This window comes from Allopusillimonas soli (genome assembly GCF_004153445.1).
Taxonomy (GTDB): Bacteria; Pseudomonadota; Gammaproteobacteria; order Burkholderiales; family Burkholderiaceae_B; genus Allopusillimonas; species Allopusillimonas soli.
The window spans coordinates 544,474-561,419 of the sequence record NZ_SDQC01000001.1; the positions used below are offsets into that span (position 1 = coordinate 544,474).

The following is a 16,946-nucleotide window of genomic DNA, read 5'->3' on the forward strand; positions in this document are numbered from 1 at the left end:
CGGGAATCATGCACATTGCATGGCTAGTCGCGCGAAAACCAGCGGTGCACCAGCGCCAGGCCGTTCACTGTCCCAACGCTCAGCTCGGCCGTCAGGCGCCGTGTCAGCTTGTAGCTCAGGTGGGCCACCGTACCCGTGTCGGCCAGCGCCTGCCGCAGACTGAGCGTCACGCCATAGCCCAGGCCCTTGCTGACCTGCACAAAGCGGTTTTCTATGTCGCTGACGCCACTTTCCACGCCCTTGACGACCGTATCGGTGGGCAGTACGCTGCCTGCGCCGCCCAACTCGCCCGAGCGCATCGACACCTCGTCGATCCCGAACTTGCGGTAGAAGGGTTCGCCGTCGCTCAAGAACGATGATCCCACCGAAAACAGCAGCGCGATGTCGCCACCCGACTCGTCGGGCCCATGTCCCAGCAACAGCCACGACAGCTTCTCGATCTCGCTGACGGCCGGATAGGATATGAGATCAATGCGCGGACGCTTTGCGGTTCCCGCCACTCTCACGCCGGCCTCTACGGCAAGCCCTGTTCGCAGCGCCTCTATATCGAGAATGGGACTGGTGATGTCGCCCTGGAAAGTGATAGTGCCCCGGCGCAGCTGCAGCCGCTGTCCGTAGGTCTCGATGGCGCCCCCGCGCGTATGCAGCGCTCCCATGGCCGATATCTTGTCGCCGCGCATACTGATGTGCATCTTTCCGATCAGGCCGGAGTTCACACCGTAGCCTGTCAGGTAGAAGCGCGGCCCCAGATCCACGTCCAGTTCCATGGAAACATCCATGGGCACGCTGGCCTCCTTCTGCTCATCGCCCGGGTGCACCACGACCACATCGCCGTCCACGGTGGGGATGCCGCCCAGCATGTCCAGGTCGAACCACCCTGCATCGGCTGTGATGCCCCCGGAGATCGCCACACGCGGCAACTCGGCGTCCAGGGAGAGCTTGCCTGTAATCATGGCGTAGCGATCGGCACGCTGCAAAATGGGATAGCGGTAGAGATCCGCGTTGATAATGCCTTTGGAAGCAAAGAGATCCCAATGGCCGGTCAGCGTCAGGCTGCCGCCCTGCGCGTCGGGATTCTCGCTGACCCATGTGGCTGTCCGCCACTCCTTGGGCTTGGCGCGCAGCCGGGCCGGAAAGGTCAGCTTGTCCAACACCAGAATATTGTCTTCGACATGGGCAGCCAGCGTGCCATCCAGCAGGCGTATGCCGTCGTCTATGCGCACGATTTTCAGATTGGCGCCCTGGAGCGCGCCGTTGCTGTTCCAGGTGCCGTCGGGCCGCCCTTCCACATCGAGTTTTGCGTGCAACGACCCGCCAAACTCCATGGCATCGCCTGTAAACAGACTGAGCCAATCCAAGTCGCCGATATCGGCATCCAGGCTGATCTTCTTGCTATCCTTGGGATTCAGGTACAGACGCCCGCCATCGGCATGCAGCAGCGTGGCCGCCGTGGCCTTGATGCTGCCCTTGCGGTCGGTCGACAGATTCAGCGTCGCTGTCAGTGCGCTGCTCGCCGCACCGGCCTTTTTCGCGCGCAGGTCAATTGCGAGCGTCTTCAGGCCTAGCGGGAACGGCGGTTCGGCGGGCACCATCAAATCACCCGCAAGCCGCTTGACATGGGCCTCCCCCTCAAGCACGCCATCAAACCGCAGATTCCAGTCCAGGCCCAGGGTGATTTCACTGGTCCTGGGGCGCTTTTCATTGCGGACCTTGACTCCGCCACGCTCCTCGTCCTTGCTCTTTGCGGGCGCCAAGCCCAGCTTCTGGCGCACCGTATCAATGATGGAAGGCGAAAGCACCAGCTTGCCGACCGCCCCTTGTGTCTCCCACCTGCCGCCGCCGCCACGCGACCGCGTGTGGTCAAGCACAAACAGCGATCGCCCGTCCAGCATGAGCGCGATTTGCCCCTGGCCCACCTGCCATTGCCAGGCCGGCGCAGTTGCCCCCGGCACAAAAGACACAGGAATCGCACCGCGGGAGCGCAAGGCCATTCCTGCATGGCTGGCATCCAGCGCGTTCAGCACGCCGCGCCAGCCTTCGGGCTCTGTACCGCCGGCACCACGACCCCAGCCGCCATCCACAGCCAGATGCGCTTCGAACGGCCCTTCGCCCAGCGAGCCTTTGGCAACATGCTCAAGCGTGTACCTGGCCGTCAGATCGGCCTTGTGGCGCGCCAGCGAGCCCGTGACGGCACCGCGCAGCGCGGCGGCGCCCGGCAAGCCGGGCCAGAACGCGGACAGTTGCGGCGCGGACAGGTCCAGATCAAGCCGGCTGTCTGCCTGGCCCAGTGACCCCTTGGCTTTGAGATGATTCTTGCCCAGAACCACATCCATATCCAGCGCGGCAAGTCGCAAGGACTGCCACATGGGTCCGTCCGTAGCAACCGTGCCGGAAGACACATCGTCCGCCGATGAGCTCGCGCCGGACGACGCCGAAGCAGGTGCGCTGGTCGCGCCGGAAGCGGGCTGTACAAGCGCATCGCTGACCACCTGGGCGCCGAAGTGGCCGGCCAGCGCCTGCCGGTTCCAGGTCGACCCCTTGGCGAATGTGATGTCCAGCTCGGCACGCTCGAGCGCTTGCCGGTCCTTCAGTGCGATGTCGAATTTCGACTGCATGGTCAGCACAGCGTCGGGAATGATGCCGCCCGCCAGCTGGCCTATATCGAGTTTGCTCGCAGACAGCGTGCCAGCCAGCCGATCGCGCACTCCGCCGCCGGACGGCTCGGTTTCCCAGTTGACGTCGCCTTTCAGTGCCGAACCGTCCGCAAGCTGGATATCCGCTACGGCATGCTGCAAGGGAAAGGCGGCGCGCGGCGTGACGACGGCCTGCACCTGCGCCTTCATCCCTTGGCCCGCCCCATCAAGCATTACCTCCAGACGATCCAGATTGCCGCGCACCCTGGTGTCCAGCTTCAGCTCGCAGCCAACCGGTACGGCCAGCTTTGCCGCGCCGGGTGCCTCCGGCGCAGCCATTTCGCGCGCTGGCCGGTTGGATTCGCCTGGCTTGCCTTCCGCCCGTGCCGGCTTCACACGGTGGGACGCGCCGGTCTGGGATATATCCGCCGGCGTCCCGGCCGCTTTCTCCACAGCGGCCTTCTGTTCGGGCGGCAGCGTCGAAAGATAATTGCGTGCGCACAAAGGTGAGTCGTCTGTCAGCCCCGATGCGACTGTGACCAGTTCGATGTCCATGGGCCAGGGATCCTGCAAGGCACGTACCCGGGCCTCGCCTTCCAGCGAGGCACGCATTTGCGTATTGCCCACATCCAGGTTCTCCAGACGGAGCTGGCCGCCCTCGTTGTCCAGATACACGGAAGTCGCCAGGCCACCAATGTCCACTGGTATAGGCTCGCCATCCTGGCTCAACTCGAGTCTGCCGAGCGCCAGCTTGTCGACGGCGACCCGCAGCGGCAGTTGCGGCATGCTGAAGGGCTCGGAAGGCTGCGCTTTCTTGGGCCCGCTCGCCAGATCCACCTTGACCAGGCCGGCCGACAGTCGCCGCACATGCAGCCTGCCTTCCAGCAGCTCGCGCCACTGCGCCTGCAGGCTGATGTCATCCAAATGCAATGTCAGATCGGGCAGCGCCACATCCACTTTACCTACGCGCAGCCCATGCCACACCGTGCCCGACACGCCTTTCACTGTCGCGCCAAAAGGCTGCGCAGCCGTCACCAGCGCCCATCGCGTCCCCGAAGGCGTCGCCAGCACCCAATAGCCGAATCCCGCCAATACTGCCAGCAGCAGCACAACGATAGGCCCCACCCAGATGAAAACTGACCTAAGCCAGCGCTTGGCACGTATCAAAACGCAATACCCAGGGAAAAATGCAAACGCAGTTTCTTGTCTCGCTGGCCATAGGCCAGGTCAACGAAAAAAGGGCCGGCAGGCGTGCGTACCGCCAGGCCCGCGCCATAGCCCAGATGCCAGTCCATGCCGCTGAATGTCTGTGATGCATCGCCCACATCGACAAACAGATTCATGCCCAGACTCTCTGTGTAATAGTGCGTGTACTCCACGCTGCCCACCACCATCGAGTAGGCGCCGACCACGGCGTCACCCACTTCGCGGCCTATGCTCTGGTAGCGGTAGCCGCGTATGGTGCGGGCCCCGCCGGTGCGATAGCCGAAGTCATAGGGAAGGCGGTCGGTCTGGGACCACACGCGCCCCACCTCGCCGCGCAGGGTCAATACGTCGCGCTTGCCCACCGGCCACCACTTCTGCACCCGCAAGCCCGCGCGCTGGAAGGGCTCCCCCTTGTCTAATGTGACACCCGCACCCAGACCAAGTTCGATCAGATTGCCTTCGCGCGGATCATATTTCTTGTCCACATCCCGGCGAAGCAGCCGGTACGTCGCCGTCAGCGTGGGCACCTCGTAGCCGTAGCCTCCGCTGATGTGCACGTCGTCGTGCGCCGCCACCAGGCCCCATTCCGACTCGTAGTCGACCCGGCTTGCGCCACCCGCCTTCCAAGCCTTGGTGCGCTTGAAGCCAAGCCCTACACGGCTGTTTTCAAGTCCCTCGATGTCGGAGTGCTCGTACAGCACCCCCACGCTGTCCTGGTGACCGCTGAGCGACGGCGGCAGATAGACATCGAAAAAAGCGCGCTGGCGATCTTTGTCGACGCCGGCCCCGGTTTCTATCCATACCGGCTGGCCAAACACCACATTCTGCCGGTACAAACCCTCCACGCGCACGCCGTGGTCGCTGTCCGCGCCGATGGAAGAAGCCGTGCGCCGCGCCGGAGCCTCGGATACCTGCACCCGCACGGGCAACTGCACCTCACCGTCCGGCAACTGCGTGCGCGCGGCCTCGTCCTGGCTCAAAGTGACAAACGCGCCCCGGAAAAAAGAGGTGGACTGTAGCGCCTGCTGCCACTCGTCCAGGCGGTCCTGATCGTATGGATCTCCCGGCGTGTAGTGGATATAGCGGTGTATCAGCTTTTCCGGCACACGCTTGAGCCCCGTGACCGTCATGGGCCCCATGCGCACGCGTGGGCCGCTGTCCACCTTCAGAAAAAGATCGGCCCTGGCTTGCTCCGCATCCACGGTCGCGCGCGTGGTGTCATAGCGCGCAAAATAGAAATCCTTGCGGCTCACGCCGTCCAGCAAGGCGGTCTTGGCGTTGCCCCATTCCTCGTTGATGAACACATCGCCCGCCACCAGTTCCCAGTCGTGCCTCAGGCCTATCAGACGTGTCTTGAACTCAGGTTGGCTGATCTGGCCCTTGAATTGGATGTCCACATCGCGCACGGTCGTGCGCTTGCCCGGTTCGATAATGATGTCCCAGGTTTCGCCGCCGATGTCCTCGCCCACCTCCAGCGTTACAACGGGAGAGAAATAACCCTGGGTTTCCAGGGCCGAAACGGTGGCGTCATGCGCGCGCCGCCGCAGGCGCGTCACTTCGCCGCCATCCTGGTCCTCGGCCAGGCGCGTTATGGCCTCCACCGCGCCATTGATCGCCTGCAGGGCCTCAGGCGGCACGCCGCCCGGATCGATGACGACTTCGGGGCGCCGGCCATGTACATCCGGCGCTGCCTGGGCCAACCCGGCAACCAGAAGCAGAGCTGAGGCTGCAACTCTGCGCATGCAGCTCAGCGCTTGCGCGCAATGACGGTGGGCCCCTGAGCCGAACGGTCGGGCGGCAGATTGGCAACACATTCGGCCAGGCGCGCCGCGATGTCCATGTAGGCCCGCGCAACATCGCCGTCCGGCTCGGCCACGACGCTGGGTGTGCCCGAATCCGTCTGCGTGCGGATACTCATCATCAGAGGCAGGGAGCCGAGCCAGGGCACCTGATACTCCTTCGCCAGATTCTGGCCTCCGTGTTCGCCGAATATGGGTTCGACATGACCACACTGGCTGCAGACATGCGTGGACATGTTTTCGACCACGCCCAGCACCGCCACGTCCACTTTCTGAAACATGCGCAGGCCCTTGCGGGCGTCCGCCAGCGCCAGATCCTGCGGCGTCGTGACGATAATGGCGCCGGCCAACGGCACTTTCTGCGCCATTGTCAGGGCAATATCGCCGGTGCCGGGGGGCATGTCGACGATCAGATAATCGAGATCATCCCAGTTGGTCTGATTCAGCAATTGCTGCACGGCCTGCGTAACCATGGGCCCACGCCAGATCGCCGGCGAATTGTCGTTGATGAGAAAGCCAATGGAATTGGCCTGCAGGCCGTGGCCCACCAGCGGCTCCATGGTCTTGCCATCATTGCTCTTGGGCTTGCCCGACAGGCCAAGCATAATGGGCACGCTGGGCCCGTAAATATCGGCATCCAGCAAACCCACGCGCGCGCCCTGGCGTGACAGGGCGAGAGCCACATTGACGGCGGTTGTGCTTTTGCCGACTCCGCCCTTGCCCGATGCCACCGCAATGATATTGCGCACGTTGGACATGGGCCTCAGGCCGGGTTGGACGGCATGGCTGACTATCTGCATAATGGTTAGTATGTCATTCAGAACGGCGCGCGGGGCGTCGCGGCGGTTTCAACAGGTTTCCGATCGGGCCGTTTACCGTTGTGCCGGGGGCGCGCTCGGGGTACAGTGGTAACTATAGCGGATTACATGAATCATTTTCCCTGACGGGGATCCAACTACGTATGAATATATTTAATCAGATTATCCGCGGCATACTGTTTTTTGTCCTTGCCATCTTCGGCATGGTCATGGCCTTTGTTTTCATGGTTTCCACGGCGATCGCTGTGGGCATTCTGTATGTCGTCGCCCGCATCAAGGGCCGCCCTTTCGGCGTACGCGCCTACTGGGAAGAACGGCGCAGCGCAGCGCCTCGCGCGAGAGGGCCGGTCTTTCACAATAAAGATGTCACCGACGTGGAAATGCGCGAAATCCACTAGGCGTAAAGGGCAAACAACCCTTTTGATACGGTCGTAAGCATTTGTGCTGAGTTGTAAGCCAACGCCGCCAGCGCCGAAAATTCACGATTCCTGACGTTTGACAACCAGGCTGGCCGGCGCTTTTTTGCCGGCCGCGTCCTATGTCTGGCATGCGGCACTCTCCCGTCGCACTTGCCGTCGGCTGTTCACACCCGCGCCCTTCCCAAGCATGATCTCCGCGAAAACCCTAAAATCGGTCTTTTGCGCTTCGCGCCCATTCCACTCATTCACCGCTTACGCCACAACATGCCGCGCACGATTTTCGTCACCACCGCACTACCCTACGCCAACGGATCCTTTCATATCGGCCATATCATGGAATACATCCAGGCCGACATCTGGGTGCGCGCGATGCGAATGGCGGGGCACACCGTGCATTTCGTGGGTGCCGACGATGCGCACGGCGCCCCCATCATGCTCAAGGCTGAAAGCGAAGGCATCACGCCCCAGGCGCTGGTGGCGCGCTATGCCGGCGAACGGCCACAGTATCTGGATGGCTTTCACATCCGCTTCGACCATTGGCACAGCACCGATTCAGCCGAGAATATCGCGCTGTCCCAGGACATCTATCGCAAGCTCAAGGCCGCCGATTTCATCTACACCCGCAGCATCGAGCAATTCTTCGATCCGGTCAAAGGAATGTTTCTGCCTGACCGCTACATCAAGGGCGAGTGTCCACGCTGCCATGCCAAGGACCAGTACGGCGATGCCTGCGAGGTCTGCGGTGCCGTCTATGCACCCACCGATCTCATCGAACCCTATTCCACGCTAACCAGGGCGCGTCCGGTCCTCAAGACGTCCGAACACTTCTTCTTTCGCTTGTCTGACCCGCGCTGTGTGCAGTTCCTTCAGGACTGGACCACCGGCAGCAACGCCAATGGCCAGAAGCGTCTCCAGGCCGAAGTCCTGGCCAAGACCCGCGAATGGCTGGGCAGCGGCGAAGCGGACAGCGATGCCAACCTGGCCGACTGGGACATTTCCCGCGACGAGCCCTATTTCGGCATCCCCATCCCCGATGCGCCCGGCAAGTACTTCTATGTATGGCTCGACGCACCGGTAGGCTACCTCGCTTCACTCAAAGCCTACTGTCAAAAACAGGGCATCGATTTCGACGCCCTGCTCGATCCGGAAGGCGATACCGAGCAGGTACACTTTATCGGCAAAGACATCGTGTACTTCCACGCTCTGTTCTGGCCGGCCATGCTCAAGTTCTCGGGCCGCAAGACACCCGACGGATTGCATGTGCATGGGTTCATCACCGTCAGCGGCGAGAAAATGTCCAAGAGCCGCGGCACCGGCATATCGCCGATACGCTATCTGGACATAGGCATGAACGCCGAATGGCTGCGCTATTACATGGCCGCCAAACTCAATGCCCGTGTGGAAGATCTGGATTTCAATCCGCAGGATTTCATCGCTCGCGTCAACAGCGACCTGGTGGGCAAGTATGTCAACATTGCCAGCCGCGCCGCCAACTTCATCAGCCGCCACTTCGACGGCAAGCTGAGCTACATCGGCGACGAGCAGGCGCTTGCCGCCGAACAGAGGCAGATCGCCGACGATATCCGCAAGGATTTCGAACTGCGCGAATATGGGCGCGCCATACGGCGTATCATGGCGCATGCCGACCAGATCAACCAGGCATTCGACGCTGCCCAGCCATGGGTGCTGGCCAAAGGCCTCGCAAGCGCAAGCGACGAGCAGAAAGCGGGCCTGCAGAATATCTGCTCGCGTGCGCTGGCGGGCTTCAAGGCCTTGACCGTCATGTTGACGCCGGTATTGCCGGCGCTAGCCGATCGTGTGGCGCGCGAACTCTTTGGCGAAGCGCGCGCCTTTCTGTGGGCCGATGCGGGCGTACTGCCCCGTCATATCGCACCCTTCAAGCATCTCATGCAGCGGGTCGAGCCCAAGATGCTGGATGACCTGTTCGAGCCGCCCGAGCAGCCCGTCCCCACGCCCGGCGGCGAAGCTATTGCCGACACCATCGATATCAAGGACTTTGGCAAGATCGACCTGCGCGTTGCGCAAATCGTCGAATGCGAAGAGGTCGAAGGCTCCGACAAACTACTGCGGCTTACCCTGGATGTCGGCGAGGGCCGCCATCGCCAGGTATTCTCGGGCATCAAGTCCGCTTACGCACCGTCAGACCTCAAGGGCAAACTGACTGTGCTGGTGGCCAACCTGGCTCCGCGCAAAATGCGCTTCGGCGTGTCCGAAGGCATGGTGCTGGCCGCAAGCCACGCCGACAGCAAAACCGACAGCGGGCTCTACATTCTTGAACCCTGGCCTGGCGCAAAGCCGGGCATGCGCATCAGCTAGGAAGGCAGGCCGCACACAACCGCGCCGCTTCACGGCGAGGCGGTCCGTACCTTGCCAGGATGGCGCCTCAAGGCGCCTCCGTGAACCGCGGCGCCGGCACAGGCCAGGGATGTCCGTCCCGGTCCTGAAATGCGCCGCGCGCCCGCAAATGAGGATGCTGTACTGCTTCGTCCAGCGTCAGCACGGGTACACAACACGCGTCGGTGCCGTCAAAGCACTTGGCCCAATCTTCCCGGGTCCGCGTGCGAAACAGCGCCTCCAGCCGGGCGCGCAAGGCTGGCCAGCGTTCCGTATCATGCTGCGCTTCAATCCACTCGGGCTCCAGCCCGGCCTTCTCGCAAAATAGACGATAGAAGTGCGGCTCGATCGCGCCCAGAGACATATAGCCACCATCGGAGGTCTCGTAGGTGTCATACCAGGGCGTGCCGCCATTGAGCATGGAGGTGCCACGCTCGTTTCTGTTGCCTGTTGCCGCCATAATGCCAAAGGCGCCGGTCAGCATCGACAACGTGCCGTCCACAATGGCGGCATCCACCACACGCCCACGCCCGCTCGCCCGGGCATCGACCAAGGCGGCGGCGATGCCCATCGCCAGGTAGAGCGCTCCGCCGCCGAAATCACCCACCAGATTGGAAGGCGGCGACGGCTTGCGGCCTGGCTCTCCAATCGCGGCCAGCGCGCCCGTCACGGCAATGTAATTGATATCGTGCCCTGCCATCCCGCTCATGGGGCCGTCCTGCCCCCAACCCGTCATGCGGCCATAAACCAGCGAGGGGCGCAGCTTGAAACACGCATCGGGGCCGAGCCCCAGCCGCTCCATCACGCCGGGCCGAAAGCCTTCCACCAGCACATCGGCCTGTGCAATACGCTGGCGAACCGCCTCCATGCCCGCTTCGCTCTTGAGATCGATATCGATCTCCTCGCGTCCCGCAATGGTTGCGCGGCTGCCCACAGACACCACATGATTCGGCCGTGAAATACGCAGCACCCGCGCTCCCATCTGCGCCAGCAGCATGCAGGCAAAAGGCGCAGGCCCTATGCCTGCAAACTCAATAACCTCGATTCCATTCAAAGGCCCCATCCGTTATGCTCCTCGATCCGATTTCAATTTTATGGCTGTTCGAGGCAAACCATAGCATGCAAGGGGTGAAAATGCTCCGTCACAAAACCGTGCGCCTTGCTCCGCGCATACGCCAACTCATCGCCTCCGCGCGCCGTTCCTTCCACGGAAAAGAAGGTGATATCGACCAGACCCATGGTATTCAGGACAGCGGTCAGATAAGGCGGCAGGAACCAATTCGCGACGCATAATGCTTGCATCGGGATGCCGCGCAAGCAAATGGCCCATAACCACTTCGGCAAGCCGGTAGCTTTTGGCTTCGCTGCCGCGAGGGCTGCAGCTTATGTGGAGAATCTTCATCCATGAACCCCCTCGAGCACCTTGCTGAAGCGCATGGCGCCTGTCAGCAGGCCTTGCCGGAAGTAAAACCGCTGCGCCAGCGCGTTCGCAAGCCCCGTATCCAGCACCAGTTTCACGCAGCCCAGGCGCATGGCGATGCCATCGAGTTCGGCCAGCAGCCTGGCACCCAGATTCTGCCCGCGGCTGGCCTGCGTTGTGACCAGATCATCGACATAAAGAAACCGCCCGTAGATCAGGTTTTCCTGAAGCCGGTAGCCCGCCAGGGCCAGCGGCACGCCGTCGTGCCATGCGGCAAGAATCCGGTAATGATCGCCTTGCATACGGCGCACGCGCGCAATGAAGTCTTCCGGGCCTTGAAGAGCCGGGCGCAATTGCTGCATTACCGGAAAGCAGGCAGTCAGCGCTTCGTCCGTCTCGATATGCTTCAGAACAATGTCAGTCACTTTTGCGGCTCCAGAGTATTGCGGGCGGCGGCGCCCTGAAAGCACCCCATGGTAAGCAGGTGATGCCATAATAGAAAGAGCCATGAACAATCTAATCAAGTAGGCCATGTCTTCGCCCCATCTCGATGCGCTTGCAGCCCTGGATCAGCAGTCCACCGATCCGCTGTACCGCCAGATCTACGACCGCTTCCGCAGGGCCATCTCCAGCGGCGTACTGAAGCCCGGCGACCGCATTCCGTCGGCTCGGGCATTGGCCAAGGACCTTGGCCTGGCCCGAGGTACGGTAGAAACCGCCTATGCCGTACTTGCCGCCGAAGGCTACGTACAAGCCAGAGGCCAGGCAGGTACCATCGTGACACCCGGCCTCGCCATTCATGCGCGTTCGCCCAAACACATATCCGCTGCCCCCGCTCCCGCGGAACAGACGGCTTCCTCGCCCACTGCCCTTCTCCCCTTCCAACTGGGGCTGCCCGCCCTGGATGCGTTTCCCAGGAAAATATGGGCCCGGCTTGGCGCGCGCCATCTGCGTGCCATGCACCCCATAGACATGGCCTACCCTCCGCTGCATGGCCTGGCCGACCTGCGCCGCGAGATTGCCGCCTACCTCCAGGTATCCCGCGGCATACATTGCATGCCGGCGCAAATCATCATCACCTCCGGATACAGTCAAACCTTGCGCCTGATCATTCAGGCTTTGCTGCATGAAGGCGACCAGGTATGGATGGAGGATCCGGGCTATCCCATGACGCGAGCGCTGCTCACGCACGCGCGGCTGCACATCAGGCCAGTGCCCGTGGATCAAGACGGGCTGCGCGTGACCGAGGGAATCAGATCCGCAGGGCATGCCCGAGCAGCGGTAGTCACACCTGCACACCAAAGCCCGCTGTGCGTGTCCCTTTCCTTGCCGCGCCGGCTCGCATTGCTTGACTGGGCCTCCCGGGAAAATGCCTGGATTATCGAAGACGACTACGACGGCGAATACCGCTATGCCAGCCGACCGCTTCCAGCCCTGAAGAGCCTGGATCGCGAAGGGCGCGTGCTCTATGCCGGCACTTTCAGCAAGGTTCTGTATCCGGGAATACGACTGGCATACCTCGTCGTGCCGGAAAACGAAATCGAGCGCTTCCGGCATATCGTCCAGAGCAATCCAGACAGCGCTCCAGCCCTGCATCAGGCCATCGTAACGTCCTTCATCACCGAAGGACACTTCGGGCGCCACATCCAGCGCATGCGCAAGCTCTATGGCGAACGAAGAACTGCCACGGCAGCAGGCCTGTCCGCGATACTGGGACATCTTGCCCGAGTCGTGCCCCAGCCTGGCGGCATGCATCTCATCCTCCAACTGCTGCCGCACATCGACGACACAGTGCTTGCGCAACGCATGCGCAAAGATGGCCTGTACGCACATGCACTGTCCAACTGGGCACAACACGTGGAGATCAGCCCGGCGCTGCTGCTGAACTTCACCAACGTGGCGTCCGAAGCCATGGCCCGGTCGCTGGCCCAGCGGATACTGCGGCTGGTGTGATGCCGGGCTCTCATGGCCCAGGCCGGTGCACCCGACGCTACACAAAGCCACTTCAGCGACCGCGAACTGGCAGACCTGACTTACGCCATCTGCTTGATGAACGGCTTCAACCGCCTGGCAATCGCCTTCCGGAAAACACCCGCTGGCGTCGCAAACGAGTGTCCGCCATTCAGGCGCTTTCCACAGCCCGGAATTCGCCCTGGCTTTGCGTCATCAGGCTGACGGCATAGATCGCGATCCAGGATACGATAAAACCCGGAATGATCTCGTAGACGCCGTCTCCGCCCAGGAAGCTGTTATTCCAGCCCATACCTATCCAGATAATGACCGTCACAGCGCCTGCCAGCAGGCCGGCGACAGCACCCGCGCCAGACATTCGGCGCCAGGTCAGTGCGAGAATCACCAGAGGCCCGAAGGCCGCGCCGAAGCCCGCCCATGCATGGCTGACCAGCGTAAGCACCTCGGAATCGGGATTGCGCGCAATGATGGCGGCCACAATGCCAACCGCAACCACACTGATGCGGCCCACATTCACACTTTGCTTTTCCGTGGCCTCCTTGTTCAGGAACAAGCGGTAGCAGTCCTCGACCAAGGACGAAGACGACACCAGTAACTGGCTCGAGATCGTGCTCATGACGGCCGCCAGTAGCGCGGCGTAAAGAAAGCCCGTAATCAGCGGATGAAACAACAAATTCGCAAGGACGATGAAGATTGTTTCCGGGTCTTGGATCTCCAGGCCATTGCGGATGGCATAGGCACGCCCGAATACAGCCATGGCAATCGCACCGAAGAGAGAAATAAACATCCAGGCCATGCCGATGTTGCGCGCGGCTGGCACGTCCTTGACTGATCGCACAGCCATGAATCGAACGATGATATGCGGCTGCCCAAAATAGCCCAATCCCCAGGCAACCGCGGACAGCCACGCGACAAACGTCAAGCCCTGTGTCCATGAAAGATAGCCAGCCGGCTCGGTAATGCTGGACAGCGTTTCCGTGGCCTGGGCCAGGCCACCGCCGCCCTGCCCATACAGGACCACGACAGGCATGATGACCAGTGCCAGCATCATGATGCATCCCTGCACGAAGTCGGTCAGGCTGACAGCCAGGAAGCCGCCAACGGAGGTGTAGATCAGGACGATGATCAGCGTCAGCCAAACGCCGGTTTGATAATCGCTAAGGCCGCCAATGTTGAACAGGCCGCTAAAGGCCATATCAAACAGCTTGCCGCCCGCGACCAGGCCCGATGCTGTATAAACCACGAAAAAGACCACGATGACCACCGCTGATACTACGCGCAATGCCATGGCTCTTGTGGGAAAGCGGCTGGCCAAAAAAGCCGGTATCGTCAATGCATTGTCGTAACGCTCGGTCTGCTCGCGTAGCCGGGGTGCCACCACGATCCAGTTAACGAGTGCTCCGCACCATAAGCCTATGCCAATCCATGCTTCCTGTAGGCCCGCAATGAAAATCGCCCCCGGTAAACCCAGCAGCAGCCAGCCGCTCATGTCCGAGGCGCCCGCAGACAATGCCGCAACCGCCGGATTCAAACCCCGATCGGCAAGCAGGTATTGCTGCGACGACGATGTAGCCTGGCGCATGGCATAAAAGCCGATCGCAAGCATCAATAAAAAGTACAGACCCAAACTGATCCAGACACCAACCGCCATGACGCGACTCCCTGGTTTACACCCTGTCGGCCCAGCTCGCATCTGTGCGATATCGCGCGCTGTTCACTGGGATTAGCTGCGCAGTCATACAATTTGATTCTCTGCTGTCACGGCTTGCGCTATCTTGTGCTGATCAGCTTGCCGTTGTATTGGTGCCGCATAAACCGATACTGACTGCTATCGCGGCACACTACCACAAGTAGCCGCTCATGCAAAATTTTCAATGCATGTTGGATAACAGCAACACATCCAGTTATCGGGCGACATCTGCCCCCGCACTCGTCTTCAAGCCTGGGAAAAAGGGCAACGTTTACTCGAACAGCGCATTCAAGTCCGGCGCTGGAGACGAGCCCGACAGCGGGCCGCTGTCCGAGCCGGCAGGCCTGGTCCTGCCAAAATTCCCGAACGACGACGTGTCGATTTCAACGCTCTCGACATCCACCGCGACGCGGCCCGCCTTGTAATGGGTCACCATGCCGGGAAAGGCCAGCACGGCCATAACCATGATGATCTGCAGCACGATAAAGGGAACCGAGCCCCAGTAGATCTCGCCCGTGGTCACTCTTTTTATGCGCTGGCCGCTAACTCTGTCCGTGTAGTCATCCTTGGGCGCGACCGAGCGCAAATAGAATAGCGCGAAACCAAAAGGTGGATGCATAAAGGACGTCTGCATATTGACAGCCAGCAGCACCCCGAGCCAAATCAGATCGATGCCCATCTTGTCGGCAACCGGCCCGATCAAAGGTATGACAATAAATGCCAACTCGAAGAAATCCAGAAAGAATGCGAGGCCGAACGTCAGAACGCTGATCGCGATCAGGAAACCCATTTCACCGCCCGGCAGGCCAATCAGCAGATCTTCCACCCACAGATCACCGTTAACCGCGCGGAAAGACAGGCTGAAGACGGATGAACCAATCAAGATAAAGACCACAAAACATGTCAGCGCAGCGGTTTTGTTGACGGCCTGACTTAACAGCGACCAGCTCAGACGCCTCCGGGAAATCGCCATGATCAGCGCCCCCACCGCGCCCATGGCGCCTCCCTCTGTCGGGGTAGCAACGCCAATGAAAATAGTTCCCAGCACCAGAAATATCAATGCCAGCGGCGGTATCATCACGAACGTGACACGTTCGGCAATCTGCGACAACAAGCCCAAGCGCAAATACTTATTCAGCAGCGCACATACAAAAGCCGTGCAGCCCCAGATCAACACACCGGTGACGATAAGCTCGTCTATATGGGCGCTGCCAGGCAAGAACATGTTGACGCCCGCCACTGAGGCCAACACCGCCACTGACATCAAGGCCAGCAGGGAGGGAATGCCGTGGCTGCCGCTGGGCTCGACAAAATTCCTGTCCTCCGGCGGTATGGCAGGCGCCGCCTTGGGCCGCAGTATCGCAACGATCACCACATATAAAACATACAGGCCCGTGAGCAATGCGCCCGGAACAAAAGCGCCTTTGTACATATCGCCCACGGAACGCCCCAACTGGTCGGCAAGGACAATAAGCACTATCGACGGCGGGATTATCTGCGAAAGCGTTCCCGATGCGGCGATGACACCTGTCGCGAGGCGGCGGTCATAGCCGTAGCGCAACATGATAGGCAAGGAAATGAGACCCATCGAGATGACGGAGGCGGATACCACCCCGGTTGTCGCTGCAAGCAACGCCCCCACCAGCACCACCGCAATCGCCAGACCGCCTCGTAGCGGCCCAAACAACTGTCCCACCGTTTCAAGCAGATCCTCCGCCATTCCCGAGCGTTCAAGGATCAGGCCCATGAAGGTAAAAAAGGGCACCGCCAGCAATGTGTCGTTTGCCATGACACCAAATACGCGCTGCGGCAGCGCCTGAAACAATGCCACCGGTATCAGGCCCATTTCGATGCCGATCAGGCCAAACAGCATGCCATTGGCAGCCAGCGAAAACGCCACGGGCAGGCCCGTCAACAGCAACACGACCAGCGTGCAGAACATGATCGGCGCAATATTGGCCAGGAAAAAAGCTTCCATGCTCAGGACTTCCCGCGAGGCGAAGCCCGTTCGGATTGCGTCGCAATGCGGCTGATTTCGTCAGCGAGCTGTAGCTCGCTCGACTCGCTATCGGCAACCTGAGTGGGATCGGCGCATAACCCCAACAGATAAGCAACGCATTTGATCAAATGAGAAACAGCCGCGGCGACCAGCAGCGCAAAACCAACCGGAATCAACAGCTTGGCCGGCCACCGAATCAACCCTCCGGCATTTGAGGACTGCTCGTTATGAATGAACGCGTCCACAAAAATGGGCCACGATAGCCACATGATGACTATCGCCGCGGGCAATATGAACAGCAATACGCCGAATATTTCAATTTTTATGCGCGTACGCGGTGAGAAATGCTGTGACAGGACGTCGACGCGCACATGCTCGTTCCTAAGCAGCGTATACCCCGCCGTCAAAAGAAACACCGCGCCAAACAGATACCATTGCAGCTCCAGCCACGCATTGGAGCTCATGCTGAACAGTTTGCGAATCAACGCATTGGCAGCACTGACGACGACAGCAACAAGAATCAGCCATGCCGCCGCACGCCCAACAACGCTATTGACCGAATCAATCAACCGCGACAACGCGAGAAATGCTTTCATGATTGGATAGGGCTCAGGAAATAAACGGCGGCACGCCTCA

Annotated in this window: 11 protein-coding genes and 1 pseudogene; 4 read left to right on the forward strand and 8 right to left on the reverse strand. The window is 61.0% G+C overall.

Annotated elements, in window-relative coordinates:
* Positions 1-23: 23 nt before the first annotated feature.
* The 3 genes and pseudogenes from ERD78_RS02615 to apbC form a co-directional block, all read right to left on the reverse strand.
* Positions 24-3,800, reverse strand: coding sequence for a translocation/assembly module TamB domain-containing protein (locus ERD78_RS02615; protein WP_129967709.1), 3,777 nt, complete (start codon positions 3,798-3,800; stop codon positions 24-26).
* The gene (locus tag ERD78_RS02620; protein ID WP_129967710.1) at positions 3,797-5,581 is read right to left on the reverse strand and encodes an autotransporter assembly complex protein TamA; all 1,785 of its coding nucleotides are present in this window, start codon (positions 5,579-5,581) and stop codon (positions 3,797-3,799) included. Before ERD78_RS02620 ends, ERD78_RS02615 begins: the two co-directional genes overlap by 4 nt.
* 5 nt (positions 5,582-5,586) lie before the next feature.
* Positions 5,587-6,432 (reverse strand): annotated as a pseudogene (gene apbC / locus ERD78_RS02625) (iron-sulfur cluster carrier protein ApbC); the annotation flags it as partial.
* A gap of 167 nt (positions 6,433-6,599) precedes the next feature.
* On the opposite strand from apbC, the gene ERD78_RS02630 reads away from it, so the two are divergent.
* Together ERD78_RS02630 and metG are read left to right on the forward strand one after the other, a co-directional pair.
* Complete coding sequence (locus ERD78_RS02630) at positions 6,600-6,854, forward strand: hypothetical protein (protein ID WP_129967712.1); 255 nt, start codon at positions 6,600-6,602, stop codon at positions 6,852-6,854.
* A 285-nt stretch (positions 6,855-7,139) separates the two neighbouring features.
* A complete protein-coding gene (gene metG / locus ERD78_RS02635) occupies positions 7,140-9,212 on the forward strand; it encodes a methionine--tRNA ligase (protein ID WP_129967713.1) in 2,073 nt (690 codons plus the stop codon).
* A gap of 67 nt (positions 9,213-9,279) precedes the next feature.
* Here the strand turns inward: metG and ERD78_RS02640 are convergent, their stop codons facing one another.
* Entirely contained in the window at positions 9,280-10,293 is a 1,014-nt protein-coding gene (locus ERD78_RS02640) for a CaiB/BaiF CoA transferase family protein (RefSeq protein WP_129967714.1), read from the reverse strand.
* Between the two features lie 5 nt (positions 10,294-10,298).
* Here ERD78_RS02640 and ERD78_RS19700 point away from each other — a divergent pair, with 5 nt between their 5' ends.
* Positions 10,299-10,523 carry a hypothetical protein gene (locus ERD78_RS19700; protein WP_167668819.1) on the forward strand — a complete coding sequence of 75 codons (225 nt, stop codon included), beginning with the start codon at positions 10,299-10,301 and terminating at the stop codon, positions 10,521-10,523.
* A 105-nt stretch (positions 10,524-10,628) separates the two neighbouring features.
* Here ERD78_RS19700 and ERD78_RS02650 read toward each other — a convergent pair whose 3' ends face one another.
* The gene (locus ERD78_RS02650; protein ID WP_245152302.1) at positions 10,629-11,075 is read right to left on the reverse strand and encodes a GNAT family N-acetyltransferase; all 447 of its coding nucleotides are present in this window, start codon (positions 11,073-11,075) and stop codon (positions 10,629-10,631) included.
* A 106-nt stretch (positions 11,076-11,181) separates the two neighbouring features.
* Here ERD78_RS02650 and pdxR point away from each other — a divergent pair, with 106 nt between their 5' ends.
* Positions 11,182-12,603: a MocR-like pyridoxine biosynthesis transcription factor PdxR gene (pdxR, locus tag ERD78_RS02655; protein WP_129967715.1), complete on the forward strand. Its 1,422-nt coding sequence runs from the start codon at positions 11,182-11,184 to the stop codon at positions 12,601-12,603.
* Between the two features lie 169 nt (positions 12,604-12,772).
* Here the strand turns inward: pdxR and putP are convergent, their stop codons facing one another.
* From putP to ERD78_RS02675, 3 genes are all read right to left on the reverse strand, one after another.
* On the reverse strand, positions 12,773-14,272 hold the full coding sequence (gene putP / locus ERD78_RS02665; protein ID WP_129967716.1) for a sodium/proline symporter PutP: 1,500 nt from the start codon (positions 14,270-14,272) through the stop codon (positions 12,773-12,775).
* A 310-nt stretch (positions 14,273-14,582) separates the two neighbouring features.
* Positions 14,583-16,289, reverse strand: coding sequence for a TRAP transporter large permease (locus tag ERD78_RS02670; RefSeq protein WP_129967717.1), 1,707 nt, complete (start codon positions 16,287-16,289; stop codon positions 14,583-14,585).
* A 2-nt stretch (positions 16,290-16,291) separates the two neighbouring features.
* Positions 16,292-16,906 carry a TRAP transporter small permease subunit gene (locus ERD78_RS02675; RefSeq protein WP_129967718.1) on the reverse strand — a complete coding sequence of 205 codons (615 nt, stop codon included), beginning with the start codon at positions 16,904-16,906 and terminating at the stop codon, positions 16,292-16,294.
* Between the last annotated feature and the right edge of the window lie 40 nt (positions 16,907-16,946).